Annotated in this window: 23 protein-coding genes; 6 read left to right on the forward strand and 17 right to left on the reverse strand. The window is 71.7% G+C overall.

All coding sequences use genetic code 11. The features are described 5' to 3' along the window. Positions 1-361: 361 nt before the first annotated feature. Both AB0C28_RS32850 and AB0C28_RS32855 read left to right on the forward strand, forming a co-directional pair. Positions 362-1,000, forward strand: coding sequence for a hypothetical protein (locus AB0C28_RS32850; protein WP_358079907.1), 639 nt, complete (start codon positions 362-364; stop codon positions 998-1,000). An 81-nt stretch (positions 1,001-1,081) separates the two neighbouring features. Then, positions 1,082-1,327, forward strand: a complete 246-nt coding sequence (locus tag AB0C28_RS32855; RefSeq protein WP_358079908.1) for a hypothetical protein — start codon at positions 1,082-1,084, stop codon at positions 1,325-1,327. On the opposite strand, the gene AB0C28_RS32860 is transcribed toward AB0C28_RS32855, so the two are convergent. From AB0C28_RS32860 to AB0C28_RS32870, 3 genes are all read right to left on the reverse strand, one after another. Next, the gene (locus tag AB0C28_RS32860) at positions 1,324-2,307 is read right to left on the reverse strand and encodes an NAD(P)/FAD-dependent oxidoreductase (RefSeq protein ID WP_358079909.1); all 984 of its coding nucleotides are present in this window, start codon (positions 2,305-2,307) and stop codon (positions 1,324-1,326) included. The genes AB0C28_RS32855 and AB0C28_RS32860 overlap by 4 nt on opposite strands. Before the next feature lie 464 nt (positions 2,308-2,771). Beyond that, complete coding sequence (locus AB0C28_RS32865) at positions 2,772-2,966, reverse strand: hypothetical protein (RefSeq protein WP_357853528.1); 195 nt, start codon at positions 2,964-2,966, stop codon at positions 2,772-2,774. Between the two features lie 178 nt (positions 2,967-3,144). Beyond that, positions 3,145-4,125: a helix-turn-helix domain-containing protein gene (locus AB0C28_RS32870; protein WP_357853531.1), complete on the reverse strand. Its 981-nt coding sequence runs from the start codon at positions 4,123-4,125 to the stop codon at positions 3,145-3,147. Positions 4,126-4,197: 72 nt separating this feature from the next. On the opposite strand from AB0C28_RS32870, the gene AB0C28_RS32875 reads away from it, so the two are divergent. Further along, positions 4,198-4,962 (forward strand): NAD(P)H-dependent oxidoreductase, encoded by a 765-nt coding sequence (locus AB0C28_RS32875; protein ID WP_357853534.1) that lies wholly within the window; start codon positions 4,198-4,200, stop codon positions 4,960-4,962. Positions 4,963-5,020: 58 nt separating this feature from the next. On the opposite strand, the gene AB0C28_RS32880 is transcribed toward AB0C28_RS32875, so the two are convergent. Then, positions 5,021-5,413, reverse strand: coding sequence for a hypothetical protein (locus AB0C28_RS32880; RefSeq protein ID WP_357853537.1), 393 nt, complete (start codon positions 5,411-5,413; stop codon positions 5,021-5,023). A 195-nt stretch (positions 5,414-5,608) separates the two neighbouring features. Next, a complete protein-coding gene (locus tag AB0C28_RS32885; protein ID WP_357853539.1) occupies positions 5,609-6,385 on the reverse strand; it encodes a phytanoyl-CoA dioxygenase family protein in 777 nt (258 codons plus the stop codon). Between the two features lie 102 nt (positions 6,386-6,487). On the opposite strand from AB0C28_RS32885, the gene AB0C28_RS32890 reads away from it, so the two are divergent. Beyond that, the gene (locus tag AB0C28_RS32890) at positions 6,488-7,357 is read left to right on the forward strand and encodes an AraC family transcriptional regulator (protein ID WP_357853542.1); all 870 of its coding nucleotides are present in this window, start codon (positions 6,488-6,490) and stop codon (positions 7,355-7,357) included. Between the two features lie 69 nt (positions 7,358-7,426). Then, on the forward strand, positions 7,427-8,689 hold the full coding sequence (locus AB0C28_RS32895; RefSeq protein WP_357853545.1) for an extracellular solute-binding protein: 1,263 nt from the start codon (positions 7,427-7,429) through the stop codon (positions 8,687-8,689). A gap of 30 nt (positions 8,690-8,719) precedes the next feature. Here the strand turns inward: AB0C28_RS32895 and AB0C28_RS32900 are convergent, their stop codons facing one another. The 10 genes from AB0C28_RS32900 to AB0C28_RS32945 all read right to left on the reverse strand — a co-directional run bounded on the left by AB0C28_RS32900 (position 8,720) and on the right by AB0C28_RS32945 (position 17,186). Continuing rightward, positions 8,720-9,694, reverse strand: coding sequence for an aldo/keto reductase (locus AB0C28_RS32900; protein WP_358079910.1), 975 nt, complete (start codon positions 9,692-9,694; stop codon positions 8,720-8,722). Continuing rightward, positions 9,691-10,107: a MerR family transcriptional regulator gene (locus tag AB0C28_RS32905; protein WP_358079911.1), complete on the reverse strand. Its 417-nt coding sequence runs from the start codon at positions 10,105-10,107 to the stop codon at positions 9,691-9,693. The genes AB0C28_RS32900 and AB0C28_RS32905 overlap by 4 nt, the downstream gene beginning before the upstream one ends. Before the next feature lie 268 nt (positions 10,108-10,375). Further along, positions 10,376-11,266 (reverse strand): alpha/beta hydrolase, encoded by an 891-nt coding sequence (locus tag AB0C28_RS32910; protein WP_357853554.1) that lies wholly within the window; start codon positions 11,264-11,266, stop codon positions 10,376-10,378. After that, positions 11,263-11,583, reverse strand: coding sequence for a Nif11-like leader peptide family natural product precursor (locus AB0C28_RS32915; RefSeq protein WP_357853557.1), 321 nt, complete (start codon positions 11,581-11,583; stop codon positions 11,263-11,265). Before AB0C28_RS32915 ends, AB0C28_RS32910 begins: the two co-directional genes overlap by 4 nt. Continuing rightward, positions 11,580-11,882 (reverse strand): hypothetical protein, encoded by a 303-nt coding sequence (locus tag AB0C28_RS32920; protein ID WP_346113923.1) that lies wholly within the window; start codon positions 11,880-11,882, stop codon positions 11,580-11,582. The genes AB0C28_RS32915 and AB0C28_RS32920 overlap by 4 nt, the downstream gene beginning before the upstream one ends. Positions 11,883-11,890: 8 nt before the next feature. Then, entirely contained in the window at positions 11,891-12,883 is a 993-nt protein-coding gene (locus tag AB0C28_RS32925) for an alpha/beta fold hydrolase (protein ID WP_358079912.1), read from the reverse strand. Between the two features lie 20 nt (positions 12,884-12,903). Then, a complete protein-coding gene (locus AB0C28_RS32930; protein ID WP_358079913.1) occupies positions 12,904-14,013 on the reverse strand; it encodes an NAD(P)-dependent alcohol dehydrogenase in 1,110 nt (369 codons plus the stop codon). Positions 14,014-14,121: 108 nt separating this feature from the next. After that, positions 14,122-14,793 carry a hypothetical protein gene (locus tag AB0C28_RS32935; RefSeq protein WP_358079914.1) on the reverse strand — a complete coding sequence of 224 codons (672 nt, stop codon included), beginning with the start codon at positions 14,791-14,793 and terminating at the stop codon, positions 14,122-14,124. A 91-nt stretch (positions 14,794-14,884) separates the two neighbouring features. Then, complete coding sequence (locus tag AB0C28_RS32940; protein ID WP_357853567.1) at positions 14,885-16,174, reverse strand: ferritin-like protein; 1,290 nt, start codon at positions 16,172-16,174, stop codon at positions 14,885-14,887. A gap of 13 nt (positions 16,175-16,187) precedes the next feature. Further along, entirely contained in the window at positions 16,188-17,186 is a 999-nt protein-coding gene (locus AB0C28_RS32945) for an alcohol dehydrogenase catalytic domain-containing protein (protein WP_357853570.1), read from the reverse strand. 226 nt (positions 17,187-17,412) lie between these two features. Between AB0C28_RS32945 and AB0C28_RS32950 the strand changes: the two genes are divergently transcribed. After that, positions 17,413-18,720, forward strand: coding sequence for an NDP-sugar synthase (locus AB0C28_RS32950; RefSeq protein ID WP_357853573.1), 1,308 nt, complete (start codon positions 17,413-17,415; stop codon positions 18,718-18,720). Here AB0C28_RS32950 and AB0C28_RS32955 read toward each other — a convergent pair. Together AB0C28_RS32955 and AB0C28_RS32960 are read right to left on the reverse strand one after the other, a co-directional pair. Next, the gene (locus tag AB0C28_RS32955; RefSeq protein WP_358079915.1) at positions 18,645-19,616 is read right to left on the reverse strand and encodes a hypothetical protein; all 972 of its coding nucleotides are present in this window, start codon (positions 19,614-19,616) and stop codon (positions 18,645-18,647) included. The two genes, AB0C28_RS32950 and AB0C28_RS32955, sit on opposite strands and share 76 nt — an antisense overlap. 134 nt (positions 19,617-19,750) lie before the next feature. Next, the gene (locus tag AB0C28_RS32960) at positions 19,751-22,927 is read right to left on the reverse strand and encodes an acyltransferase domain-containing protein (protein WP_358079916.1); all 3,177 of its coding nucleotides are present in this window, start codon (positions 22,925-22,927) and stop codon (positions 19,751-19,753) included. Positions 22,928-22,939 lie beyond the last annotated feature (12 nt).

The raw sequence follows: 22,939 nt of genomic DNA on the forward strand, positions 1-22,939 counted from the left end.
CCAGGTTGGTGTCGGCCGCCGCTAGTGCGGCGGGTGGTGGGGAGATGAGGACTCCGGCGAGTAACGCAAGGGCGGCAAGCAGTGCTCTCATGGGGATGGCCCTTCGGGTCAGGCGGATGGCCGAACCATAAGATGTCGAGCAGATAGCCGCAATATTTCGACGAGATTGCGCAAGGAAATAACTGGCCCCGAGCAAGTGATCGACGTCTTGTTCCAGGTAGGCGCAGGCGGCCGTCCTTTCGGCCGGTCCTGACTGGGCGCAAGGGATGACGTCGGATGAGCGCAAACGGCCGCAAGACTTGCGTTCGGCCATGGTCCGATCTTGCGCGCGTTCTCGTGTCCCGCTCCGTACGGTGGAGGCATGTTCTTCGAACCGCCACCCGCGCGGGAAGACGACTCCCCCGCGTCGAGGCCCGGCTTACCCGTCTGGTACGCCCCGCCCGCCGACCAGGCCGGCAGTGTGATGCTGCTCGGCGTGGTGCTGGCCCGCTCCCCCAACGCCGTCATCACCCTGTCGGGGATCACGGCGTTCTCCACCGGTTGCCTGCTGAACGTGGAGATCGCCACGCGGCGGCACACGCTGTCGGCCGACGGCTATCAGGCCCTCCAGATGTCCCTCCTCCCGATCATGGTGCCCGGGTTGACGTCCGGACGGCCGCTCCCGGAGGCTCTGCTGCGCTTCGGCGTGCGCTTCGCCGACGGCACCAAGGCCACCACCGTCGGGCAACGTTTCGAGCGGAGCCGGTTCACGCAGGAGGCGCCGCCGGGGCCCTGCCTGTTCTGGCTGCCCGGCGGCATGTCGATGCGCAGCGGCGACGAGAACGCCGCCTCCGTCACCCCGGTCGGGCTGTGGTTGTGGCCGCTGCCGCCCAAAGAGCACTTCGAGCTCGCCGTGGAGTGGCCGGCCGGCGGGGTCGAGCTGGGCTTCACCTCTCTGGACGGCTCGGCCATCGGGGCCGCCGCCGAACGTTCGGCCCCGTACTGGCCGCCGGAGCCCTGACGGCGCCTGTCGCATCGGGGTGTGGCATGGTGTCCCGATGCGGCGAAATCCCGGACCGGCGGCGGGCGAGCGAGGTCAGGAGTGAACCTGGGAGTCGTCGGGCAGGCGGCGGGCCTGTTCGCGGTCACCAACGTGGACGATCTGCTCATCCTGGCCCTGTTCTTCGCCCAGGGCGCCGGCCGCCGGAGCGCGGCGGCGCGGGTGGTCGCCGGCCAGTACCTGGGGTTCCTGGCCATCCTCGCCGCGCCGGCGGCCCGAAGGCGCCAGCTGCAGGGCCTGAAGAGCGGGCCCTGCATGCCTGGAGAACCTGCGCTCCGGGTCAGCTAGGTGGTCAGTCCCTCTTCGGCGAGCAGAGCGAGCAGACTTTCTGGCGGGTTGTCACCGAAGAGGCTCTCAACGAGTTCGTCGCCCTGGGGAGTTTCGCTCGTGCGCGGGAACATGGCCTGCTCGTACTCGGCGAGTGCGGCGTCGATGTCCTCGGGGTGCGCGGCGATGGCCTTGCCCAGCTCCGCGCCGTCGAACATGGCCAGGTTAGCGCCCTCGCCGTTCGGAGGCACCAGGTGCGCGGCGTCGCCGACCAGGGTCACACCCGGCACATGGTCCCACCGGTGCCCGACCGGCAGCGTATAGAGCGGGCGCAGGATCGGCCCGCTGTCGGCGTCCGTGATCAGCGCGGTGAGCTCCGGCGCCCAGCCGTCGAACTCCTGCACGACCCGGGCCGCGGCTGCGGCGTGATCGGAGAAGTCGATGGCGTCGAACCACTCCAGCGGCCTGGTGAGAGACACGTACGCATGCAGGGTGTTGCCGCTCTCGCGGTGAGCGACGATGGCGTTGCCGGGCGCGGGCGCGAACATCGAGCCGTCGCCGACCGCCCTCGCGGCCAATGGGTGGCGGGTCTCCGCGTCGTACAGGTACGTCTCGACGTACGACTCACCGGTGTACTCGGGGGTGGTGTCGGACAGCAGCCGACGGACCCGGGACCAGGTACCGTCCGCACCGACCAGCAGGCTCGTCTCGACCGTGGAGCCGTCGGCGAAGGTCACCTCGTGACGGCCGCCGCTGAGCGTGCGTACGCCGCTGACCTTGTGTCCCCAGCGGGGGGTTCCAGCCGGGAGGCCTTCCCCGCCGATCACGCCCGGACGCTGGTCGGCAACGCACGGGCCGCGCTCTGCCTGGCCCAGGGCGACGTGCCCGGCACGGAAAAGGCGCTGCGGGAGGCGTACGCGGCCGCGCTCGCCCAGACACGCGGGCGACAGCACTAGTCTGCCGTGCTGCTCGGGGCCGCCGCCCGGCTGCGGGGCGCGCACGACCACACCGATCCGCAGGTCCGCGAGCTCACCCGCCGGGGTCAGGCCGCGCTGGGTAGGGAAGAGTTCGCCGCGGCCTACGCGAAAGGCTGGGAGCTGGATGCTAAGACAGCCGTGACCGCAATTGACCCTGCCTCGGGACCATACGGCACCGTCCAGAGGTAGCTCGATCATCGGAGCCGTGTCGGCATGTCGGTAAGGGCGGCTCCACCAGCCGCCATCCTCGGCCGAGGTGCGCAAAAAGCACCGGGCCCGTCACGGACGCACCGAGACCGCGCCGATTCGCTGACAGATTCTCTGCCGGGGACATGTGAGGTGCGCTCTCCGGGGTGTCGGAATCAGGTGATTTCCCGACACCCCGCACCGCCCAGCAATCCGCGGGCGCCTGCGCCGGGGATGTACTTCGAGGTGCGGGCGGCTGGGCGGATCTCAGGCATTCCCGGCGGTCCCCGGCCTTCGGGGGCCTATCTCCCCCGGAGGCGCCGGAACCCGATGTAGGTGATGACCAGCGCGACGACGAGCACCACCGGGCCGACGACGGCCCAGGTGGTGACGCCGCTCATCGCGCTGCCGCCGACGATGCCCAGCCCTTGGAGCGTCCACAGGACGCCGGTCGCGGCGAGGAGTAACCCGATCGCGACGATGATCCGTGCCTTCATGTCCCTACTCCCAGCTCGCCGATCACCTGTGCGGTGCTCGATACCGGCCACCGGAGCCGTAAGGTACAGCCTGCACCACCGCCCCGGTGCCCGTCCGGCAGCGGGACGGATTCACCGTTAGCAGATCTTCCCGCGGACGCGGTGCCGCCCAGCTCGGGCTCCGCGCCGGTTCGCCGGGTCAGGGGCCGCGGAACGTGGCGCGGTAGGCGCTGGGTGAGACCCCCAGTTCGTCTTTCAGATGCAGGCGCATCGAGCCGGCGGTGCCGAAGCCCGCGGTGACGGCGATCTCGTCGATGGGCAGGTCGGTGCGTTCCAGGAGGGTGCGGGCCCGCTCGATGCGCTGCTGGGTGAGCCACCGCCCCGGCGAGGTGCCGATCTCGTCACGGAAGCGCCGGGTGAACGTCCGCGTGCTGGTCGATTCCTGGGCCGCCAGTTCCTGGAGCGTGACGGGCCGGTGCAGGTTCTCCAGCGCCCACCGGCGGGCCTTGCCGGTCGAGGAGGTCCTCGGGTCCGGCATCGGCCGCTTCACGTATTGGGCCTGGCCGCCCTCGCGGTGTGGCGGGACGACGGAGCCGCGCGCCACGTCGTTGGCGACCGCCGCGCCGTGGTCGCTGCGGACCATGTGCAGGCACAGGTCGATGCCCGAGGCCCCGCCGGCGGAGGTGAGGACGCCGTCGTCGTCGGTGTAGAGGACGTCCAGGTCGAAGGCGACGTCCGGGAATCGCTCGCGGAACCGGGCGGACGAGCGCCAGTGCGCGGTCGCCCGCCGCCCGGCGAGCAGGCCGGCCGCGGCCAGCACGAACGATCCCGAGCAGATCGAGGCGATCCGCGTGCCGGGCCGGATCCGCGCCAGCGCGGCGGCGAGCGAGGGGTCGAGCGGCTCGTTCCGGGGCTCGAAGTCGTCCGCCGAAGCCGGGACGATGACGGTTTCAGCCTCGGCCAGCGCCTCGGGGCCGTGCGCGACGGCGAGGGTGAAGTCGGCGTCGGTGCGGACGTCCCCTGGCTCGGGTGCGCAGGTCACGACCTCGTAGAGCGCGGCGCCGGCGGCCGAGCGCGCCTGGCCGAAGATCCGGTGCACGATGCTGAGCTCGAAGGACAGAACCCGCTCACGGGCCAGGACCGCCACTCGGTGACGCGCGTCACCGGTGAAAACAGCCATGGCCCGATCTTCGCACATGTTGTCCATCAGGCCAGTCGTCGGGGCGGTGCCGCACGGAGCAGCCTTGACGTCATGAACGTTCTCTGGATTCTCGCCCACCCCGAACCGCGCTCGCTCAACGGCTTTCTGGCCACGGAGGGGCAGCGCACGCTCCGTGCCGAAGGTCACCGGGTCGAGGTGTCGGACCTGTACGCGATGGGCTGGAACCCCGTCGTCGACCCCGCCGGCTACGCCCACCACCCGGCGGAGCGGTTCCAGGTCGCCGCCGCCGCGAAGCAGGCGTACGAGAGCGGCGCGCTGGGCGTCGACATCCGGGCCGAGCAGGAGAAGATCGACCGGGCGGACACCATCGTCATCCAGTTCCCGATGTGGTGGTTCGGCATGCCCGCCATCCTCAAGGGCTGGTTCGACCGGGTCTGGCACCAGGGCTACGCGTACGGGTCGCGCGGCCCGAACGGCGAGTGGATCGGCTACGGGGACGGGTTCCTCGCGGGCAAGCGTGCGCTGGCGGTGGTGACCATGGGCGGGCCGGCGTGGTTCTACGGCGAGCGGGGCATCCACGGAGCCGTCGGCGAGCTGCTCTTCCCGTTGCAGCACGGCACCCTGTTCTACGCGGGCGCGGAGGTGCTGCCCCCGATGCTGATCACGGGCGCCGACAGGTTCACGCCCGAGGAGGGCGAGGCGGCGGCCAAGGAGCTGGGCGAGCGCCTGCTGGCGATTCCGGCGACCCGGCCGATCGCGTACCGGAGGCAGAACGGCGGGGACTACGACGACGACTTCGTGCTGCGACCGGACGTGGCACCGGGCCTGACCGGGCTGGGAGCGCATGTGGCCTGACGTCCGGCAGGGGTGTGCGGGCGCCCGTCCCCTGGGCGGGCGCCCGCGGTCCCGGGGGTCAGCAGTTGGTCTTCTTCTTGGTCAGGACGACCTTGTCCGGCATGGAGTAGCCGACCTTCTTCTTGCCGCTGGTCTTCGCGTTGACCCCGACGCACTTCCAGAAGAAGTTGTGGTTCTCCTTGACGAACTTCAGCTCGATCCACCGCTTCTGGTTGCAGTGGTTGTTGAAGTACACGGTGGTGGAGACGTTGCCGTCGCCCCAGGAGACGTTGATCTTGTTTCCCTTGGGCGAGGTGCACGAGGCGGACTTGCGGTGCACACTGAGCGTCCCCGCCTCGGCCGTCGCGGCGGACGAGGACGGGGCGGCGGCGTTCGCCGGGGTGGACACGGTCAGCATCGCGAGGGCGGCGCCGGCTCCGGCCAGCGCGGGAACGAGCTTCGAGTACCTCATGATCATCTTCCTGTCTCGGTGACGTGGCGATCCGGGCCCCGGACCGGCTTCGCCTGCCGCTCCCGTCGGGCGGCGACCTCGGCTACGGGGCTCGTTCACCACGCTGACCGCCGGCTCCGCGAGACGGCAAGGGATCTTTGTCCGGAGTACATCCAGCGAACTCTGGACGAACTCCGGACATTTCAACCGCGCACGTCAGCGGGCTCCGGCTCCGGCGAAGGGCATGTGGACGCCCGGCACGTACGCGGGGAAGGGCTGGTAGACGTTCACGCCCGGGTCGCCGCGCAGCAGCAGGGCGGAGACGAACGGCTGCTCCTCGCTGGTGATCCTGGTCGAGGTCGGGATGTAGCGGATGGTCAGGCCGCAGCGGCGCCTGGGCGAGGTGTTGGCGTTGGAGGCGTGCAGGATGTTGGGGTGGTGCACCTCCACGTCGCCGGGCGCCAGCACCAGGTCCACCGCCTTCGACTCGTCCACCGTCACCGCGCTCTCCGAGCCGAGCACGTTGTCGACGTCGTCGCGCGGGCGCAGCTCGTGCAGGTCCTGCCGGTGCGAGCCGGGGATCACGCGCAGGCAGCCGTTCTCGGTCGTCGCCTCGTCCACCGCCAGCCAGAGCGTGACCACGCGCATCGGCTCCAGCGGCCAGTACGCGCCGTCCTGGTGCCACAGGACGGGTTTGCCGGACAGCGGCGGTTTGCTGATGTAGTGCGAGGCGAACAGCGCGATGTCGGGGCCGACGAAGAGCTCGGCCAGGTCGAGCAGCCGCGGGTCGCTGACGAGGCGCACCCAGAAGGGGTCGCCGGCGACGAGTTCGGTGCCCAGGTCCTCGCCGTGCCTGTCGGGGTGCCTGGCCTGCAGCCAGGAGACGTGCTCGCTCGCCTCGGCGACGAGATCCCGGTCGAGTACGTCGCGGAAGATCGTGTAGCCGTCGCGGTCGTAGTCCTGGAGGGTCCGGTCGACTTCCGTGATCACCATGTGCTCCTCTGGAGGCCGTGGGCAGGGCGTCCATCCGGATTCTTCGGTCTCCGCGGCCCGCGTTACTAGTACTCGGCGCTCCATAACTATTAATTTCCTGGCATGTCGACGATCCTGCGCTGGGCCGAGTTCGCCGCGGGACTGCCGTACCACGCGGCCCTCGTACCGGTGACCGGAGGCCGCCGCGACCGGCCCGAGCCGCACACGCACGCCGACTTCCACGAGCTGGTGCTCGTCACGGCGGGGGCGGGCGCGCAGCGGGTGGGCGAGACGGAGATGCCGCTGCGCGCGGGCGATCTCGCCCTGGTACGCCCCCAAGACCGGCACGAGTTCACCGCCACGGCCGCGGGCATGCGCTTCGTCAACATCGCCTTCCCCAGCGAGCGCTGGCGCGCCTTCGCCGACCTGGCCGGGCTGGCGGGCACGGCGGAGTGGGACCGGCGCGGCCTGCCGCTGGTCGCGCGGACGGACCTGGACGGGCCGGTCGCCGCGGAGTTCGCCCGGATGCTGGGCGCCTACACCGGCACGCCGCGCGTGCTCGACCTGGTCACACTCTGGACGGCGGTGGTCCCGGTGCTGGAGCGGGCGGACGGCACGGCCGTGGACCGGCGGCCCGGCTGGCTGGTATCGGCCTGCGTGGCGATGAGCCGCGAGGAGAACCTGCGCGAGGGGCTGCCCCGGCTGCTGGCGCTGACCGCGGTCAGCGCGGGCCATCTGGCCCGCTCGATGCGCCGCCACTACGGCTGCACTCCGGTCGCGTTCGTGGCCGGGCGCAGGCTGGAGCACGCGGCCCTGCTGCTGACCACGACGACGGAGGGCATCGGGCGGATCGCCCAGCGCTGCGGCTTCTCCGGCCAGTCGTATTTCGGGCGGCTCTTCCAGCGGAGATACGGGATGGCGCCGCGCGACTACCGGGAGGCGGCGCGGCGGGCGGTGGTCCCCGCGGCTATGGACAGCCAAGATATCAAGTGATTAGATGACTCGCCACGGGCCCGTTTCACCCCCACCGTGAGCACGTTGTGAGCGAACAGGAGGCCGGGCATGAGCCGGTCGCGTCCCTTGCTTGCCGCCGCCCTCGTCTCCCTCCTCCTTGCCGGCTGCTCCTCCGGCGGCGGCACACCGCAGGCCGCCAGGACGGAGCTGAGCCTCTACAACGACAAGGGCGCGTGGAGCAAATACTTCGACGAGATGGGCGCGCTGTCCAAGCAGCAGATCGGCCTGTCCATGAAGCCGGTCGGCTACACCGACGAGCCCACGTACCAGGCGTTCATCAAGGCCTCCTTCCGCACCGACGTCAAGCCCGACCTGTTCACCTGGACCACCGGAGGGCGGCTGGCGGAGATCGTCGCGCAGAAGCAGGTGGCGGAGACCACGTCGTTGTGGCAGGAGGCGATCAGGAGCGGGGACCTGCCGGCCGGCCTCGCCGATTACTACACCGTCGGCGGCAAGCAGTACTGCGTGCCGCTGAACGCGGCGTACTGGGGGATGTTCTACAACAAGAAGGTCTTCGACAAGTACGGGCTCAAGCCCCCGCAGACCTGGGACGACCTGGTCGCCACCGCCGAGACGCTGAAGAAGAACGGCGTCAAGGCGTTCTACCACACCAGCGTGCTGTTCTCCTTCGTCTGGTTCGAGCAGCTCCTCGCCGGCACCGACCCCGACCTGTACGATCGCCTGTCAACCGGCCAGGCCAAGTACACCGACCCCGGCGTGGTCCAGGTGATGCGGCGGTGGAAGTCGATGATCGACGCCGGCTGGTTCACCAACCCCGGCGACAAGACCGATCCGGCCGACCTGCTCAAGTCCGGCAAGGCGGCGATGGTGTCGTCCGGCACCTGGTTCAACACGAGCATGACCCAGCGCAACATGAAGGCGGGCACCGACTACGGCTTCTTCGTGATCCCGAACGTCAACCCGGCGCTGCCCAAGACCTCGATGATCTTCGAGAGCGGCCCGCTCTGCTCGCTGGCCAAGGCGCCCGACCCGGCGGCCAGCATGAAGTACCTCAAGTGGTGGGTGGGCGCCTCCGCGCAGGAGAAGTGGGCCACGGCCAGGGGCGACGTCTCGGCCAACCCGAAGGTCGCCATCGCCGACCAGGCCATCGCCGAGATCGGCCGGGCGGCGGGCAGAGGCGAGCACCGGCTGGTCAACCGCTACTTCGAGGCCGCGCCGCCCCCGGTGCTGACGGCCGCGCTCGACGGCTTCAGCGCCTTCGTCGTCGACCCGGCCGGCTACCCGGAGGTCCTGACCGGCATCCAGGCCGCCGCCGACGAGTACTGGAGCACCCACAAACCGGGCGACTGACCTGGTGATCGGCTCCCGGCGCCGGGCGGTCTAGCGGTCGGCGCCCGCGGGGACCGGGGTGAAGTCGCGGTGGCCCACCACGTCGGCGGCGGCGGAGGCGAGGTGGTCGAGGTCGCCTGGGGTCAGCTCGACGCCGAGGGCGGCCACGTTCTCGTCGAGCCGCTCGCGCCGGCGGGTGCCGGGGATCGGCACGACCCCCTGAGCCAGCAGCCAGGCCAGGGCGAGCTGGGCGACGGTGATCCCCTTGGCGGCGGCGAGGGCCTCGATCCGGTCCACCAGGGCGCGGTTGGCGGCGAACGCTTCGGGCTGGAAGCGGGGCAAACCCCTGCGGGCGTCGTCGGGGGCCAGCTCGTCCAGGCTGCGCAGGCCGCCGGTGAGCACGCCGCGCCCGAGCGGGGAGAAGGCGACGAAGCCGATGCCGAGCTCGTCCATGACCGCCTTCTCGCCGTTGTGCAGCACGTCCGGCGAGAAGAGGGAGAACTCCGACTGCACGGCGGCGAGGGGGTGCACCGCGTGCGCCCGCCTGATGGTCGCCGCCGAGGCCTCCGACAGCCCGATGTGGCGGACCTTGCCGGCCTGCACCAGCTCGGACATCGCACCGACCGACTCCTCGATCGGCACGTCCGGGTCCACCCGGTGCAGGTAGTACAGGTCGATGACGTCGGTGCCGAGGTGGCGCAGCGACCGGTCGGCGGCGCGCCTGATGTAGGCGGGGGTGCCGTTGCGGCCGTGCACGGTGCCGTCGTCGTCGGTCTCCGCGGACGCCTTGGTGGCCAGGACGATCTCGTCGCGGCGGTCGCCGAGGGCGCGGGCGATCAGCTTCTCGTTCTCGAACGGCCCGTACGCCTCCGCCGTGTCGATGAAGGTGACGCCGGAGTCGACGGCGTGCCGCAGGGTCGCGATGGACTCCCGCTCGTCGGTGCCGCCGTAGAAGGCGCTCATGCCCATCGCGCCGAAGCCGAGCGCGGACACGGTCAGCCCGTCGCCGAGTGGGGTGGTTCTCATGGGTTCTCCTGTTCGGTGACCGCCCGGTAGGCGGCGATCTTGGCGTCGATGGCGGCGAGATGGCGTTTGGTACGTTCCAGCCGTTCGATCACGCGCTCCCGGTGCCGGGACAGGAACGCCAGCCGTTCCGCCTCGGTCCCCTCGCGCCGGCTCAGCTCGGCGATCACGCGCATGTCGGCGATGGACATCCCCGTCTCGCGCAGCATGACCAGGCCGGCGATCCAGGCGAGGTCGCCCGCGCGGTAGCGGCGCCGGCCGCCGGGGTCGCGCGGAGCTGGATCGAGCAGGAGGCCCTCGCGCTCGTAGTAGCGCAACGCCTCGATGCCGACGCCGGTCACCCGCGCGACCTCGCCGATCGAGAGCCCCTCTGGCGGGATCTCGACGTCGAGCTGGGGAAGCAGCAACTCGCTCATGTCCCCATCGTGCGACCTGTAGCGCGCTACAGGTCAAATCGCCCCGCCGCCGGTCCGCACCCGCAGGCGACAGCCTCGACGTTCCCGGCCCCGAGCCTCGGCGTTCCCGCCCCGGGCCTCGGCGTTCCCGGCCCCGCGCAAGCGGAGGCGCGGCCGCGACCTTCCGATCGCGACCGCGCCTGTGACCGCAGGTGCCTCCCGCACCTCGGTGGTGGCCACCCGCCCGGCCGCCAGTCCGTCCGGCCGGTGAGCGGGTGCCGGAGCGCCGTCACATGGGATGACGCTTGAGGAACGTGTGCGCCGCCTCCCCCACGGCCAGCGGGTTCATGCTCTGCAGCCCGTGCGTGGCGTTCGGGATGCCGCAGCGCTCGGCCTGCGGGAGCCAGTCCATGAGGAAGCGCTGCGTCGCGCGGAAGCCGGGCATCGCGGACTCGCTGTCCAGGCCCATCACGGCGAGTACGGGCATGGCCGGCTTCCGCTCGACCAGCCGGTCGGCCTCGGAGGGCTTGAAGCCCCACTGGGAGATCGCCGGGAAGTCCACGGTGAACGTCGTGTCGACGCACTCCTCGACCCGGTCCCACACGTCGAGCGGGCCGGTCATCTCGACGGCGGGCAGGAAGCTGGGCCCGCACACCGCCTCCATGTAGAGCTGCGCCGCGCCGAGCTTGTCGCCCGTCTCGTACACCTTCATGGCGTTCATGAAGGCGTCGACGTTGGCGGTGATCGCGTCGGGCTCCTCGCGCGGCAGGTACGGCTCCAGCAGGATCGCGCTGTGCGCCCGCTCGGGGTGGGACAGCAGGAACTGGAAGGCGATCACCCCGCCGAAGGAGAAGGCCATGATGTGGGCCTTGTCGATGCCGAGGTGGTCGAGCAGTTCGCGGACGTGCTCGGCGCCGCCCTCGATGCTGAGGGCGTCGCCGTCCAGGGTGCTGCCGTTGTAGCCGGCCCGGTAGTAGCTGATGAGCTGGTAGTCGTTCAGCAGCGGCGGGTAGAACCGCATGGGCGTGATGAGGCTGTCGGCGATGCTGGTGCCGTGGATGCACAGCACGGGCTCGCCCTCGCCGAGCACCGCGTACCTGAGCTCGCCGCCGGTGACCTTGGCCCGGCGGTCGTGCTCGACGTTCCATTCGCGCCCGATGTACAACGCGTCTCGCATCATGTCGTGGGCTCCAATCCGACCAGGAGGCCGGTCTCGTCGAGGCTGGGGACGAGGTCGAAGACGAGGAATTCGAGGTAGTGGCGGCCCCACAGCAGGTCCCAGAGCGGGAAGCGCTCGTTGAACTCCTCGCCGCGCTCGCGCGCCAGCCGCTCCTCCAGGTCCCAGATGAGCGTGTTGAACTCCTGGGCGGTGAACGGGTAGCCGGCTCCGGCCGCGGCGGCGATGACCTCGTCCTTGGGCTTGTCCTTGAGCCGTTCGCACAGTTCCGGCCGCTGCGCCAGGGCGCGCAGGAAGTCGACGACGTTCGTCTCGCTCACGACAGCTCCTCGCCGGTGTATCGGGCGGCCACGTGGTGGACCAGGTAGTCGAGGTACCGGGTGCCCCACATGTGCCGCCACAGGGTGGCGTCCCCGTCGAACGCCTCCCTGTCCTTCTCGATGATCACGCCCGCCTCCAGCCGGCCCACGACCCGGTCCGCGTCCGCCTCGGTGAAGTCGAAGCCCTCGTTGCGGGCGTGGAACAACATCCGGGACAGGTCCATGGGCGAGTAGCGGGCCAGGAACTCGGGGCTCGACCCCGCGGTCTTGAGAAAGCGGACGAACTCCACCTCGGACACGGGATCTCCTAGCTGTCCAGAGCGTGCCTGATCACGTCGTCGACGGCCTTCACGTCCTGCTCGGACAGGCCGAAGGTGGCCAGGTGGCCGAAGATGCTGTCGATCTCGCGGAACGTGGCGCCGGGGATCGCCTCGGCGTACCGGCTGAGCTCGCCGGGCGGGAAGAGGGCGTCGCCGGTGAAGGCGGCGATCGTGGTGGCGGGCCGCACCCGCCCGAGCATGTCCTCCAGCGACTCGCCCGGCTTTCCCGGCCAGGCCGCGCGTGCCTTGCGGGCCTGGGCGACCACGTCGTTCGGGTCCTGCGGGAGCCAGAAGTTCTCCCAGAAGCCGGCCACGAACGCGTCCACGCTGTCGAAGCCGAGGTTGCGCCAGACCTCGGCGCTGTCGTAGTAGAACGTGCGCGGCGGGGCGGTGAGCGCGGACGCGTGCCCGACTCGGGCCAGGCCGCCGCGCACGCTGGCCGCGTCGGCATAGGTGCCGCCGGCGAAGTTCGGGTCGGAGGTGATGGGCTCCTCCACCACGGTCTTGAGCCAGAGCTTGGTCCAGGCGGGCGGGGTGGGGGCGCCGGCGATGGGGGCGATGGCGCGGACGCGGTCGCCGAAGCGCAGCGCCCACTCGTACACCTGGATGCCGCCGATCGACCAGCCGAGCACCAGCTTGACCTCGTGCACCCCGAACTCCTCCGCCAGGAGGCGCTGCTGGGCGATGACGTCGTCGGCGATGGAGACCTCGGGGAAGGGGCCGGGGGTGTTGCTCGGCGCCGACGACGGCGGCAGGCCGAAGTGTCCCGGCAGCACGATGAAGCAGGTACGGGGGTCGAGCGCGCGGTTCTCGCCGATCCACCCGTTGAGCACCTCGGGGGGCGCGCCGAGGAAGGTCGGGAAGACGACCACGTTGTCCTTGGCCGCGTTGAGCTCGCCGAAGGTCTGGTAGGCCAGTTTGGCGCCGGGAAGGGTGGCGCCCGAGGTGAGCTGGAAGTCGCCGAGCTCGAAGGTGTTCATGCGGGGGGCTCCAAACGTCTTCACGTGTCGAATCGGAGGATGGTCTTGATGTTCCTGCCTGCTCTGAAGTCCTCGGCCGCCCGCTGGATGTCGGTGAAGGCGTACTCCTTGATCAGCGGCTGGACGGGGAGCCGGCCGCCGCGGATCAGGCGGGCGAGGAGCGGGATCAGGCGGTCGGGGTCGCTGTCGCCCTCGCAGACGCCGAGCACGCGGCGGCCGGGCAGCAACCGGTGCACGTCCACGGAGACCTCCACCCCGTACGGGGGCGCGCCCACGACGGCGACGGCGCCGCGCGGCGCGAGCGCGTCGATGCCGGCCTTCAGCACGTCGGGGTTGCCGACGGCCTCGACGACGTAGTCGACGCCGGCTCCGCCGGTGGCCTCGCGCAGGGCGGCGGCCAGGTCCACGCCGGTGGAGTCGATCGTGCGGGTGGCGCCGATCTTGGCGGCCAGCTCCAGCTGGGAGGCTCGGCGGCCGACGGCGATGATCTCGTTGACGGGGGTGAGCGCGGCGCCCATGACGGCGGCCAGGCCGACGGCGCCTACGCCGATCACGGCGATCGAGGTGCCTGGCTCGGGCCGCAGCGTGTTCCAGACCGCGCCGGTGCCGGTCTGGACGCTGCAGGCCAGCGGGGCGAGCAGCTCGAACGGCACGTCGTCGGCGATCTTGACGACGCTGCGTTCGTCGGCGATGGAGTGGCGGGCGAAGGACGACTGGCCGAAGAAGCGGCCGCCGAGCGCGACGCCGTTCCTGCTGATCGGGGAGGTGCCGTCCGCGCGTTTGCCGCCGATGAGGTTCTGCGGGATCCAGGTGGTGCAGTAGGCCGGGTGGCCGAGGCGGCAGGAGGCGCAGGCGCCGCACGAGGTGAACGTGAGCACGACGTGGTCGCCGGGGGCGACCTTCGTCACGCCGGGCCCGACCTCCTCGACGACGCCGGCGCCCTCGTGGCCGAGCACGCCGGGCAGGGGGAAGGGGATGTGGCCCGCGGCTATGGTCAGGTCGGTGTGGCAGATGCCGGCCGCCTCCATGCGGACCAGGACCTCTCCCGGGCGGGGGGGGTCCAGCTCGACGTCCTGAAGGGTGAAGGGCGCACCGGGCGATTCGACGACGGCGGCTTGGGTGGTGGTCACGGGGTCCTCCGATCGGCGAAGGCCAGGGGGTGGGCGGTGGTCACGGCGTGCGCCGACGGGCGGATGCGGGGGCGGGGGCGGGGGCGGGGGCGGTTGGACGGCCGGTGGTCACGGCGCGCCCCGGCCGGCGGGGGTGCCTTGAGGGCTGATGGTGTAGGCGCTCGTGACGCGGAACCACTCGCCGGGGCCCCACTCCGCGCCGTGCCCGATCGGCGGGGGCGTGCCCACGACGCGGGTGACGTAGTAGTCGAGCAGGCCGGGGGCGCGGCGGGTCCAGATCGAGCCGAGCTCGTCGTGGTGCCGCTGGCCGAAGTAGAGCCGGTCGGCGCTGCGGTCGCGCGAGCGGGCCAGGCCCAGCAGGTCGTATTCGAGCGGGCACTCGTCCACGCCCGGCAGGTCGAGCGGCGGGCAGCCGCCGTGCGAGACGTCCTGCCACTCGCCGGCGCGCCAGTCGCCGTCCCCGGATTTCGCCTCGTCGGCGGCGGCCACGAGTCCCGGGTCGAAAAGGCGCAGGCAGACTTTGACGCGGGAGAAATCGGCGTCGCGGGCGCCGGGGGTGACCAGGCTGGGCGGGCGCAGCTCGAACATTCCCATGATGATGAGTTCGAAGAGCCGGCCGGCGCAGCCGGGATCCTGGTAGGCGTTGAAGTGAATGGCCCAGAAAGGACTGTGCAGCCAGAAGTCGTCGATGCCGAATATTCCGGGGAACACTTCGGCAGCCTCCGGGCTGCGCCACCGGCCGGACAGTTCGTCGACCGTGAAGTCAGCGCTGATGTTCATCGGACCTCGTATATTCGATTCTTTTCCCGCGACCCCGGCCGACGTCAAGACAATGGCTCGTACAATGGCAAGTCGGCCGGGGTGCGGCGATTCATGAGGGCAGCAGTTCCGGCGGTACGTGGGCGCGTACCTCGGCGGCGAGTTCGGCCACCCGCGCGCCCGCCGCGGCGACCACCGGGCCGCCGCCTGCGCGCCCGGCCTCGCCGCAGCGTTCTACGAGGATGAGCATGCGCTCGTGCAGCAGCGCCCACGCGGGCTCGCGCCAGGGCACGAAGTTGCTCATCGCGTAGTACATCTCGTACGCGAACCCGGCCGTGCGCCCCGGATGCTCGGGCCCGGCGGGCAGCGCGGTCATGGCGTGGGCCAGGGGCCGCAGGACGTCCGCCATCATGCCGATGGACAGCCGGATGAGCAGGCCGAGCTGCTCCTCGCTCTCGTCGGTGTGGGTGAAGAAGCGGGTGAGCGCGTGCAGGACCAGCTCGTAGGCCACCGCCGCCGGCTCGGCGAGCCGCCGGGCCGCGGGGTCGGTGATCAGCGGCTGGGGCGCGGCGATGTCGAACGGCTGCCGCAGGTAGCCGGCCAGCGCGGGCCTGGCGGGCTCGAAGCCCGGGTCGCGGGCGCGCAGGTCGGCGTACTGCTCCCAGATGGCCAGGAATCGGCCGTAGTGAGCCTGCCGCCAGTCGCCGCGCGCGCCCTCGCCCTGCTCGATGATCAGATCGATCGCGGCCTGCGCGGACTTCAGGTCCGTGACCGCGACGAGCTGCGGCCAGCGGAACAGCTCGGGCGTGGCCTGGGCGTGCGGGGAGCCGACGAACACCGCGCGCTCCCCCAGCCGGTCGCACAGGGCGCGCAGCCCCTGCTCCAGGCCCCGGTACAGGTGCCCGATGGTCTGGTACTCCTGGCCGCGCGGCATGAGCTCGGCGGGGTCGAGGCCGGTGCGGGTGGGCGGGATCGGCCGGAACGACTCGGCGTCCTGCAGCTCCATGCCCTCGGGCCGCTCCAGGTAGAGGAAGTGGCGCAGCGCCTGCTCGCCGAAGGGCAGCAGGTCGAGCTGGATGCCGGCGGGGAAGTAGCCGGAGCGCTGCGGGAAGTTCGGCCGGCCGAGCGTGGGGGCGGCGCCGATGGCGGCCAGCAGGTTGGTGACCAGCGCCAGGTGCAGCATCTCCTCCACCGCGATGGAGCGCAGCACCCGGCCCCATCCGGCGACGGCCTCGGCCTGCTCGTCGGTGAGCCCCTCCTCCGTCCCGCTCTTCAGGCTGGCCTCGGCGAAGAGATACTGGCACAGGATCATGTGTTCCAGCTGGGAGGCCTCGTTGAGCAGCCACCACAGGTGTTCCCGGTTCGCGACCACGATCGGGGGCTCGATCGGTGGCTGGGACATAGGCGGATCCTCCTCAGTCGTGCTGGAGCACGGCGCGGTAGCGCACCTGGCCGGCCTCGACGCGCTTCAGCACCTCGTTGATCTCGCCGAACGGGTACCGCTCGACCCGCGGCGTGACCTTGCCCGCCGCCATCAGGTTGAGCACCTCGACCAGGTCGGCCCTGTTGTTGTGCGTGCTGCCCTTGATCGAGCACTGCTTGAACAGCAGCGTCATCATGTCGTCGATGCGCAGCGGGCCGGTGACGCCCATGGTGACCAGGCGTCCGCCGTAACGCAGGCCGGACAGCACGCGGGCGACGAGGTCGGCGGAGGTGGTGGTGGCCAGGATGACGTCGGCGCCGCCGGCGTCGGTGAGCGCCTGGCCGGGGTCGTCGGTCACCACGATGCCCTCGGCCGCGCCGAGCTCCTTGGCGTACTCGGCCTTGTCGGGCGAGGTGGTGAGCACCACCGTCTCCAGGCCGTTCGCGGCGGCGAGCTGCACCGCCATGTGCCCGAGCCCGCCGACGCCGAGCACGCAGACGCGCTCGCCCGGCTTGGGGTCGGCGTTGCGCAGGCCGCTCATGGAGGTGAAGCCGGCGCAGAAGGCCACGGCGGCGTCGGCGTAGTCGAGGCCGTCGGGCAGCAGCGTGCACCCGGATTCCCAGGCCAGCATCAGGTCGCTGTAGCCGCCGCCGAGGTCCATCCAGGTCTGCGTGTGCGCGCAGGCGACGGGATGCCAGCTCTGGCAGTGCACGCAGCGTCCTTCGCCGCGCTGCATCCACGCGACGCCGACCCGGTCGCCCACCTTGAGCGTGGTGACGCCGGGGCCGAGCGCGACGACCTCGCCGACCGGTTCGTGCCCCGGCACGATCGGCAGTTGGACGGGCCAGTGGCCGCGGTGGACCAGGACGTCGCTGAAGCACATCCCGCACGCGTGGATGCGTACGACGACCTGGGCGGGGCCAGGGGCCGGATCGGGGAGGTCCTGGAACTCCCACGGTGCGTTGAGTCGGGTGATCACCGCTGCGCGCACGTTCTCCTCCTTCGCGCGGACAGATCAGGAGGCCACGATAAAGAGCTCGCCCGCGTTCCCGGCACCCCGACTTAACGCAGCCGGTGCGTGAATTCGGCGCCCGCCGGTCAGGGTGGTTCCGGGGGCGTGCGGACCTGACGAAATCCCGTCCGAAATGGTTCGCGAGCGGACCGAGAATGGTACGAATGGGGCCACTGGTCGCGTCGGTCGTTTCTGCGGGGATTTCATGCTTGTCGGTATCGCGCTGGCCGGCGGCCGAGGCGTGCGCGCCCGGCCGCTCACTCTTGAGGGACCCGGGCACATTCGGAGCAAGGCGGCCGTCTCCTTTCTCGGACGGCCGCTCATCGAATGGCTCGTGATGGCATTTCGGGCCCAGGGGATAACGAGCTTCCACCTGGCCGCCAATGGCCGGGAGAATCGTTATCAGGTCAAGGAGGCGGTGGGTTACGGCGAGCGTTTCGGCGTGTCCGTACGCTATTCGCGCCCCCGCTCCGACCGGCTCAACACCGGCTCGGGACAGGCCACCCTGGCCATCCTGGACGAGCACGACCTGCGCGGCCACGCCGTGGTGTTCCCCACCGACTCGCTGTTCGAGCTGGACCTAGCGGCGCTGGCGCGCGAGCACGTGGCGAGCGGCGCCGTCGTCACGGTCGGCACGGTGTACCGGACGGCGGAGCAGGTGGCCGGCACCTACGGCACGCTGATCGCCGACGAGTCGGGCCGGATCGAGCGGTTCGTGGAGAAGCCGGGGATCGAGACCGTGGCGTCGATGTTCGCCGACCTGTCCCGGGTGCCGATCAACTCCGGCCTGTACGTGATCGACTGCGCGCGGCTGCGCGGCCTGGGCGCGACGGCTGAGCTGGCGGCGCTGGCCCGTCACGGCCTCGACTGGGGCGGCGACCTGCTGCCGTGGCTGGTCGCGCACGGCGAGCTCGTCCGGTGCGTGCCGATCGCGAAGGCGGGCGATCTGGGCAACCCGCGCGACTACCTGCTCACCATGGCCGAGGCGATGGCCGGGGGCCATCCCAGCCTCGACCTGCCCCGCGCGCCGGTCATCCACCCCTCCTCGCTGGCGCGGCGCGACGAGGTCAGCGGGCTGACGCTGGCGGAGAAGCTGGCCGGCGGGCTCGTGCACATCGGTCCCGGCGCGTGGATCGGCAGGGACGTGGAGATCGGTCCTGGGGTCGTGCTGCGCGACTCGTACGTCGGCGACGAGGCCGATCTGCACTCCTGGTGCCGCCTGGAGCGGGTGGCCTGCCTGGACGGCGCGATCATCGGCCCCGGCGCCAGGCTGAGCGACACCCACGTGGGCCTGATGGGGCGGGTGGAGTCGTCGCTGCGGCGGCCCACCGTCATCGACGGCTTCAGCGCGCTCGGTCACGAGGCGCGGGTCATGGAGGGGGCCCGGTTGAGCGGGGTCATCGCGCTCCCGGGCGAGATCGTGGCGGCGGCGCTGCTTCAGCCGCCCACCGCACCCGGCTCGTCGGCCTCGTCGGGCTCCTCGACCTCGTCGGGCTCGTCCAGCCGGTCGTAGCGCAGGCGGGTCTCGATCGCGTACGCGTGCGGCGCGTACGCGGTGCGCAGGCCCTGGAAGACCGTCCACGCCTCCTGCGGGTCGCGCTCGGTGGGCAGGCCCGCCTCCATCGCCACCCGCAGCGTGTCGGAGAAGTTGCGTTCCTCGCGTCCCTGGAGGCTGACCACGATGGGCGGCAGCCTGATGCACAGCCCGTCGGCCAGCCGGCGCACGCAGCGGGTGCCCGTGGCCAGCAGGGCGCGGGTGTGCGCGGGCGCCCAGTTCGGCGCGATGGCCTCGGTGAGCGCGGCCACGTCGAGCACGATGACGGCGGCCTTGAGCCAGTCGAGGTCGCCGGCGGGCCGGCGGAAGGTGAGCGCGGGATGGGCCAGGTGCGAGCTCTCCACCTCGGTCATCCAGCCCGTCCATTCGGCGAACAGGGAGTCGAGGTGGTCGCGTGAGCCCGTCCTGAGGTAGACGGCGAGTAGGTTGTCGGCGTCCCTGGGGTTGCAGACGCTGCCGCCGAGCCTGGCGACCAGCCGCTCGCGCCGGCCGTAGGCGTGCATGAAGCGGACGAGGTAGGCGGTGATGGCCGCGAGCATCAGCAGCCTGGAGGTCCATTCGGCCTCGCGCAGCGGCGTGCCGGCCAGCAGGGCGAAGCCGGCGTGCGCGACGCCGAGCCAGATGGCGGCCACGGCGAAGACGGCCAGTGGCCCGCACAGGTCGAGCAGCGGCTCCCGGGTGGCCGGCGGGAAGCGTCCGGAGATCGCGAGGAGGGGCGAGGCGACACCGCGCAGGGTGACGCGGACGAGCCGGGTGGGTCTGCCCCGGGGCGTGAACACGGTCAGCACCACGCTCAGCCAGACGGCTGCCACGAGCGCGACGCCGGCTGAGGCTGTCAAGACGGCTGTCACCATGTGATGTATCCTCCAGCCCCTGACAAACCCACCCAAGAATCAGTTAATGCTGGTAGTCGGAATACTACTTAGCGCGGTATTTCGATATTGGGCAGCATTTTTCGCGATATATGGTTTTCGGGCGGTTTTAACTGTCAGGCGTTCGCCGAAGCGCGCAGCCGGGTGGCGAGGTCGAGCAGGGTGTCCGGGCCCAGCAGGTCGCGCAGGGGGACGTCCACGCCCAGGTCGCGCCTCATCCGCTCCTTGAACCTGGTGGCGAGCACGGAGTCGAGGCCGAGCAGGGTGAGCGGCACGTCGACGCCGATCTCGTGCCCGGGCAGCGACAACACCTGAGCCGCCAGCTCGGCCACCCGCCCGGCCACCTCGCTCTCCGACAGCACGGACAGGTCGGGCTTCGCCCCGGCACCGGCCCTGCCGCCGCCGTCCTCGGCACCGGCGGAACTCCCCGGGACACCACCGGCCTCCGCGCCGATGCCGGCGCCAGTACCGGTGCCGGCGCTGGTCCCGAGGTCGGCGCTGGTGCCGAGGCCGATGCCGACACCTGCGCCGGTGCCGGTAGCGGTGCCGGTAGCGGTGGCGGTGCGTGCCGTCGCTTTGGGACCGTCGGGCCAGAAGCGCCGGTGCTGCCACGGGTAGGCGGGCAGCGGCACGGTGGCGCCGGGCTGGACGCGGTCCCAGCGCGGCCGGCAGCCCAGCTCGTACGCGCGGGCGAGCGCCGCGGTCAGGGCGGCGCACTCGGGTTCGTCCCGGTGCAGCGACGTCACCACGTCGGCCCTGGCGCCCGTGGCCTCGATCTCCTCCTCCAGCGCGGAGCCCAGCACGGGATGCGGGCTCAGCTCGACGAACAGCGTGGGGCGGTCGTCGGCGAGCGCGGCCCCGACGGCGTCGGCGAAGCGGACGGGCAGCCGCAGGTTCTGGAACCAGTAGGAGGCGTCGAGCTCCTCTCCCCCGACGACCCGGTCCCAGGCGCTGGAGTGCACGGGGACCGCGCACGGCCCTGGACGGATGCCGGACAGCTCGCCGAGCAGCCGTTCCCGTACGGACTCCACCTGGGGGGCGTGCGAGGCGTAGTCCACCTCCACCTGGCGGCAGAACACGCCGCGGGCCCGCAGCGGCTCGACGATCCGCTCCAGCGCGGCGGGGTCGCCGGACAGCACCGTGGAGTGCCTGCTGTTGACCACTCCCACGGACGCCTGCCCGGCGTGCTCGCCGATGGCCGCGCGGGCCCGTTCCTCGCCGAGGCCGACCACCCACATGGCGCCGGGGACGTCCAGCCCGCTCAGCACCCGGCTCCTCCTGGCGACGACGGCCGCGCCGTCGGCCACGCTCAGCGCGCCCGCGGTGACCGCGGCCGCGATCTCGCCCATGCTGTGGCCGATGAGCAGGTCGGGCTCGACGCCCCACTCCCGCCACACGGCGGCCAGGGCCACCTGCACGGCCCACAGGGCGGGCTGGATCCGGTCCACGCGGGTCAGCGGCTCGCCGTCGAGCAGCGCGTCCGCGGGTGACCAGCCCAGCTCGGCCTCGACGGCCCGCGAGCATGCGTGTAGGTGCGCGGCGAAGGCGGGCTCGGTGGCCAGCAGCCGCCGCCCCATCCCCGCCCACTGCCCGCCCTGTCCGGGGAAGACGAAGACCACCTTGGGCGCTCCGGTGACGCGGCGCACGTTCTCGCCGTCGCGCACGAACCCGCGCAGGGCCGCCGCCAGCGACCGCCCGTCCTCCCCCGTCACGGCGATCCGGTGATCGTGATGCGAACGCCGCGCCCCCGCGCTGAAGCACACGTCACCGAGATCGGGGACGGGCGGGGCCGCATCTGGCCGGCGGCGGCGCGACGGCTCGCCGGGCTGGGCGACATCAGGCGGATCAGCGGCGACCGGGCCGGGGGCGACCGGGTCGGCGGGTGGGTCGAGGAAGTCGGCGTAGGCGGTGGCCAGGTCGCGGAGTGCGTGCGGGTCGCGGGCCGAGAGCGGGAGCACGCGGCTGGGGCGGGGCCGGGCCGCTTCGGCCGGGGCGGTCTGGGGCGCTTCCGACAGCACGAGGTGGATGTTGGTGCCCGACATCCCGAACGAGCTGACCCCGGCCACCGCCGGCGCCGCCCGGTCCGGCCAGTCCTGCGTGCACAGGGCCAGCTCGATGGCCGTGCCGGGGTCGAGCAGGACCGCGTGCGGCTCCTCGACGTGCAGCGTCGCCGGCACGGTCCGGTGCCGCACCGCCAGGGCCGTCTTGAGCAGCCCGGCCAGCCCGGCCGCGAACTCGGTGTGCCCGATGTTGGACTTGACCGAGCCCACCAGGCAGCGCGTGCCGTCCTCGCGCCCTTCGCCCATGATCGCGTCGAGCGCGGCCAGCTCGGTGCTGTCGCCGGTGTGGGTGCCCGGCCCGTGCGCCTCGACGTAGTCGACGTCGGCCGGCGCGACCCCCGCGTCGCGGTAGGCGGCACGCAGCATCTGCTTGTGCCCTTCGAACCCGGGCGCGACGAGCGAGGGCCCGGTGCGGCCGTCGTGCGTGGCGGCGCCGCCCAGGATCACCGCGTACGGCCGGTCGCCGTCGGCCAGTGCGCGGGACAGCGGCTTGAGGATCATGGACACGACGCCTTCGCTGCGTACGTACCCGTCGCCGGACACGTCGCCGAACCTGCACTTGCCCGAGCCGGAGATCACCCCGGCGTCGCCGAGCGAGAAGTACAGGTCGGGCACGAGCTGCAGGTTGGAGCCGCCCACGATGGCCAGCCCGACCTCGCCGGACCACAGCGCCCTGCAGGCCACGTGCACCGCGAGCAGGGAGGTCGCGCACGCGGCGTCCAGCCCCATGCTGGGCCCGCGCAGGTCTAGCAGGGTGGACACGCGGCCGGGGAAGATCCCGGCGACGGCCGCGCCGAGCGCCGCGTGCATGTCGTACATGCCGGAGCGGCGCAGCAGGTCCCAGTAGCCGGACGGCTGCAGGCTGGCGTAGACCCCGGTGTCGCTGCCCGCCAGGCTCTCGGCCGGGATCCCGGCGTCGTCCAGGGCCTCCCAGATGACTTCGAGCAGGACGCGCTGCTGCGGGTCGAGCCGGAGCGCCTCGAACGGCGTGACGCCGAAGAAGCGCGCGTCGAACCCGGCGACGTCGTCCAGGTAGCCGCCCGCGCCGCTGAGCACGTCGCGGCGCCGCCTGGCGGCGTCGTGCTCGACGTCGAACCGGTCCTGGGGGATCGTGCCGAGCACGTCCCTGCCCTCGCTGACGATCCGCCAGAGCTCACCGGGAGTTCGCGCACCGGGTAACCGGCATCCGGCGCCGACGATGGCGATGGGATCTCGCCCATGTTTGACGTTCATGCGCCCATTCCC

This window comes from Nonomuraea sp. NPDC048892 (assembly GCF_040649735.1).
Classification (GTDB): domain Bacteria; phylum Actinomycetota; class Actinomycetes; order Streptosporangiales; family Streptosporangiaceae; genus Nonomuraea; species Nonomuraea maheshkhaliensis.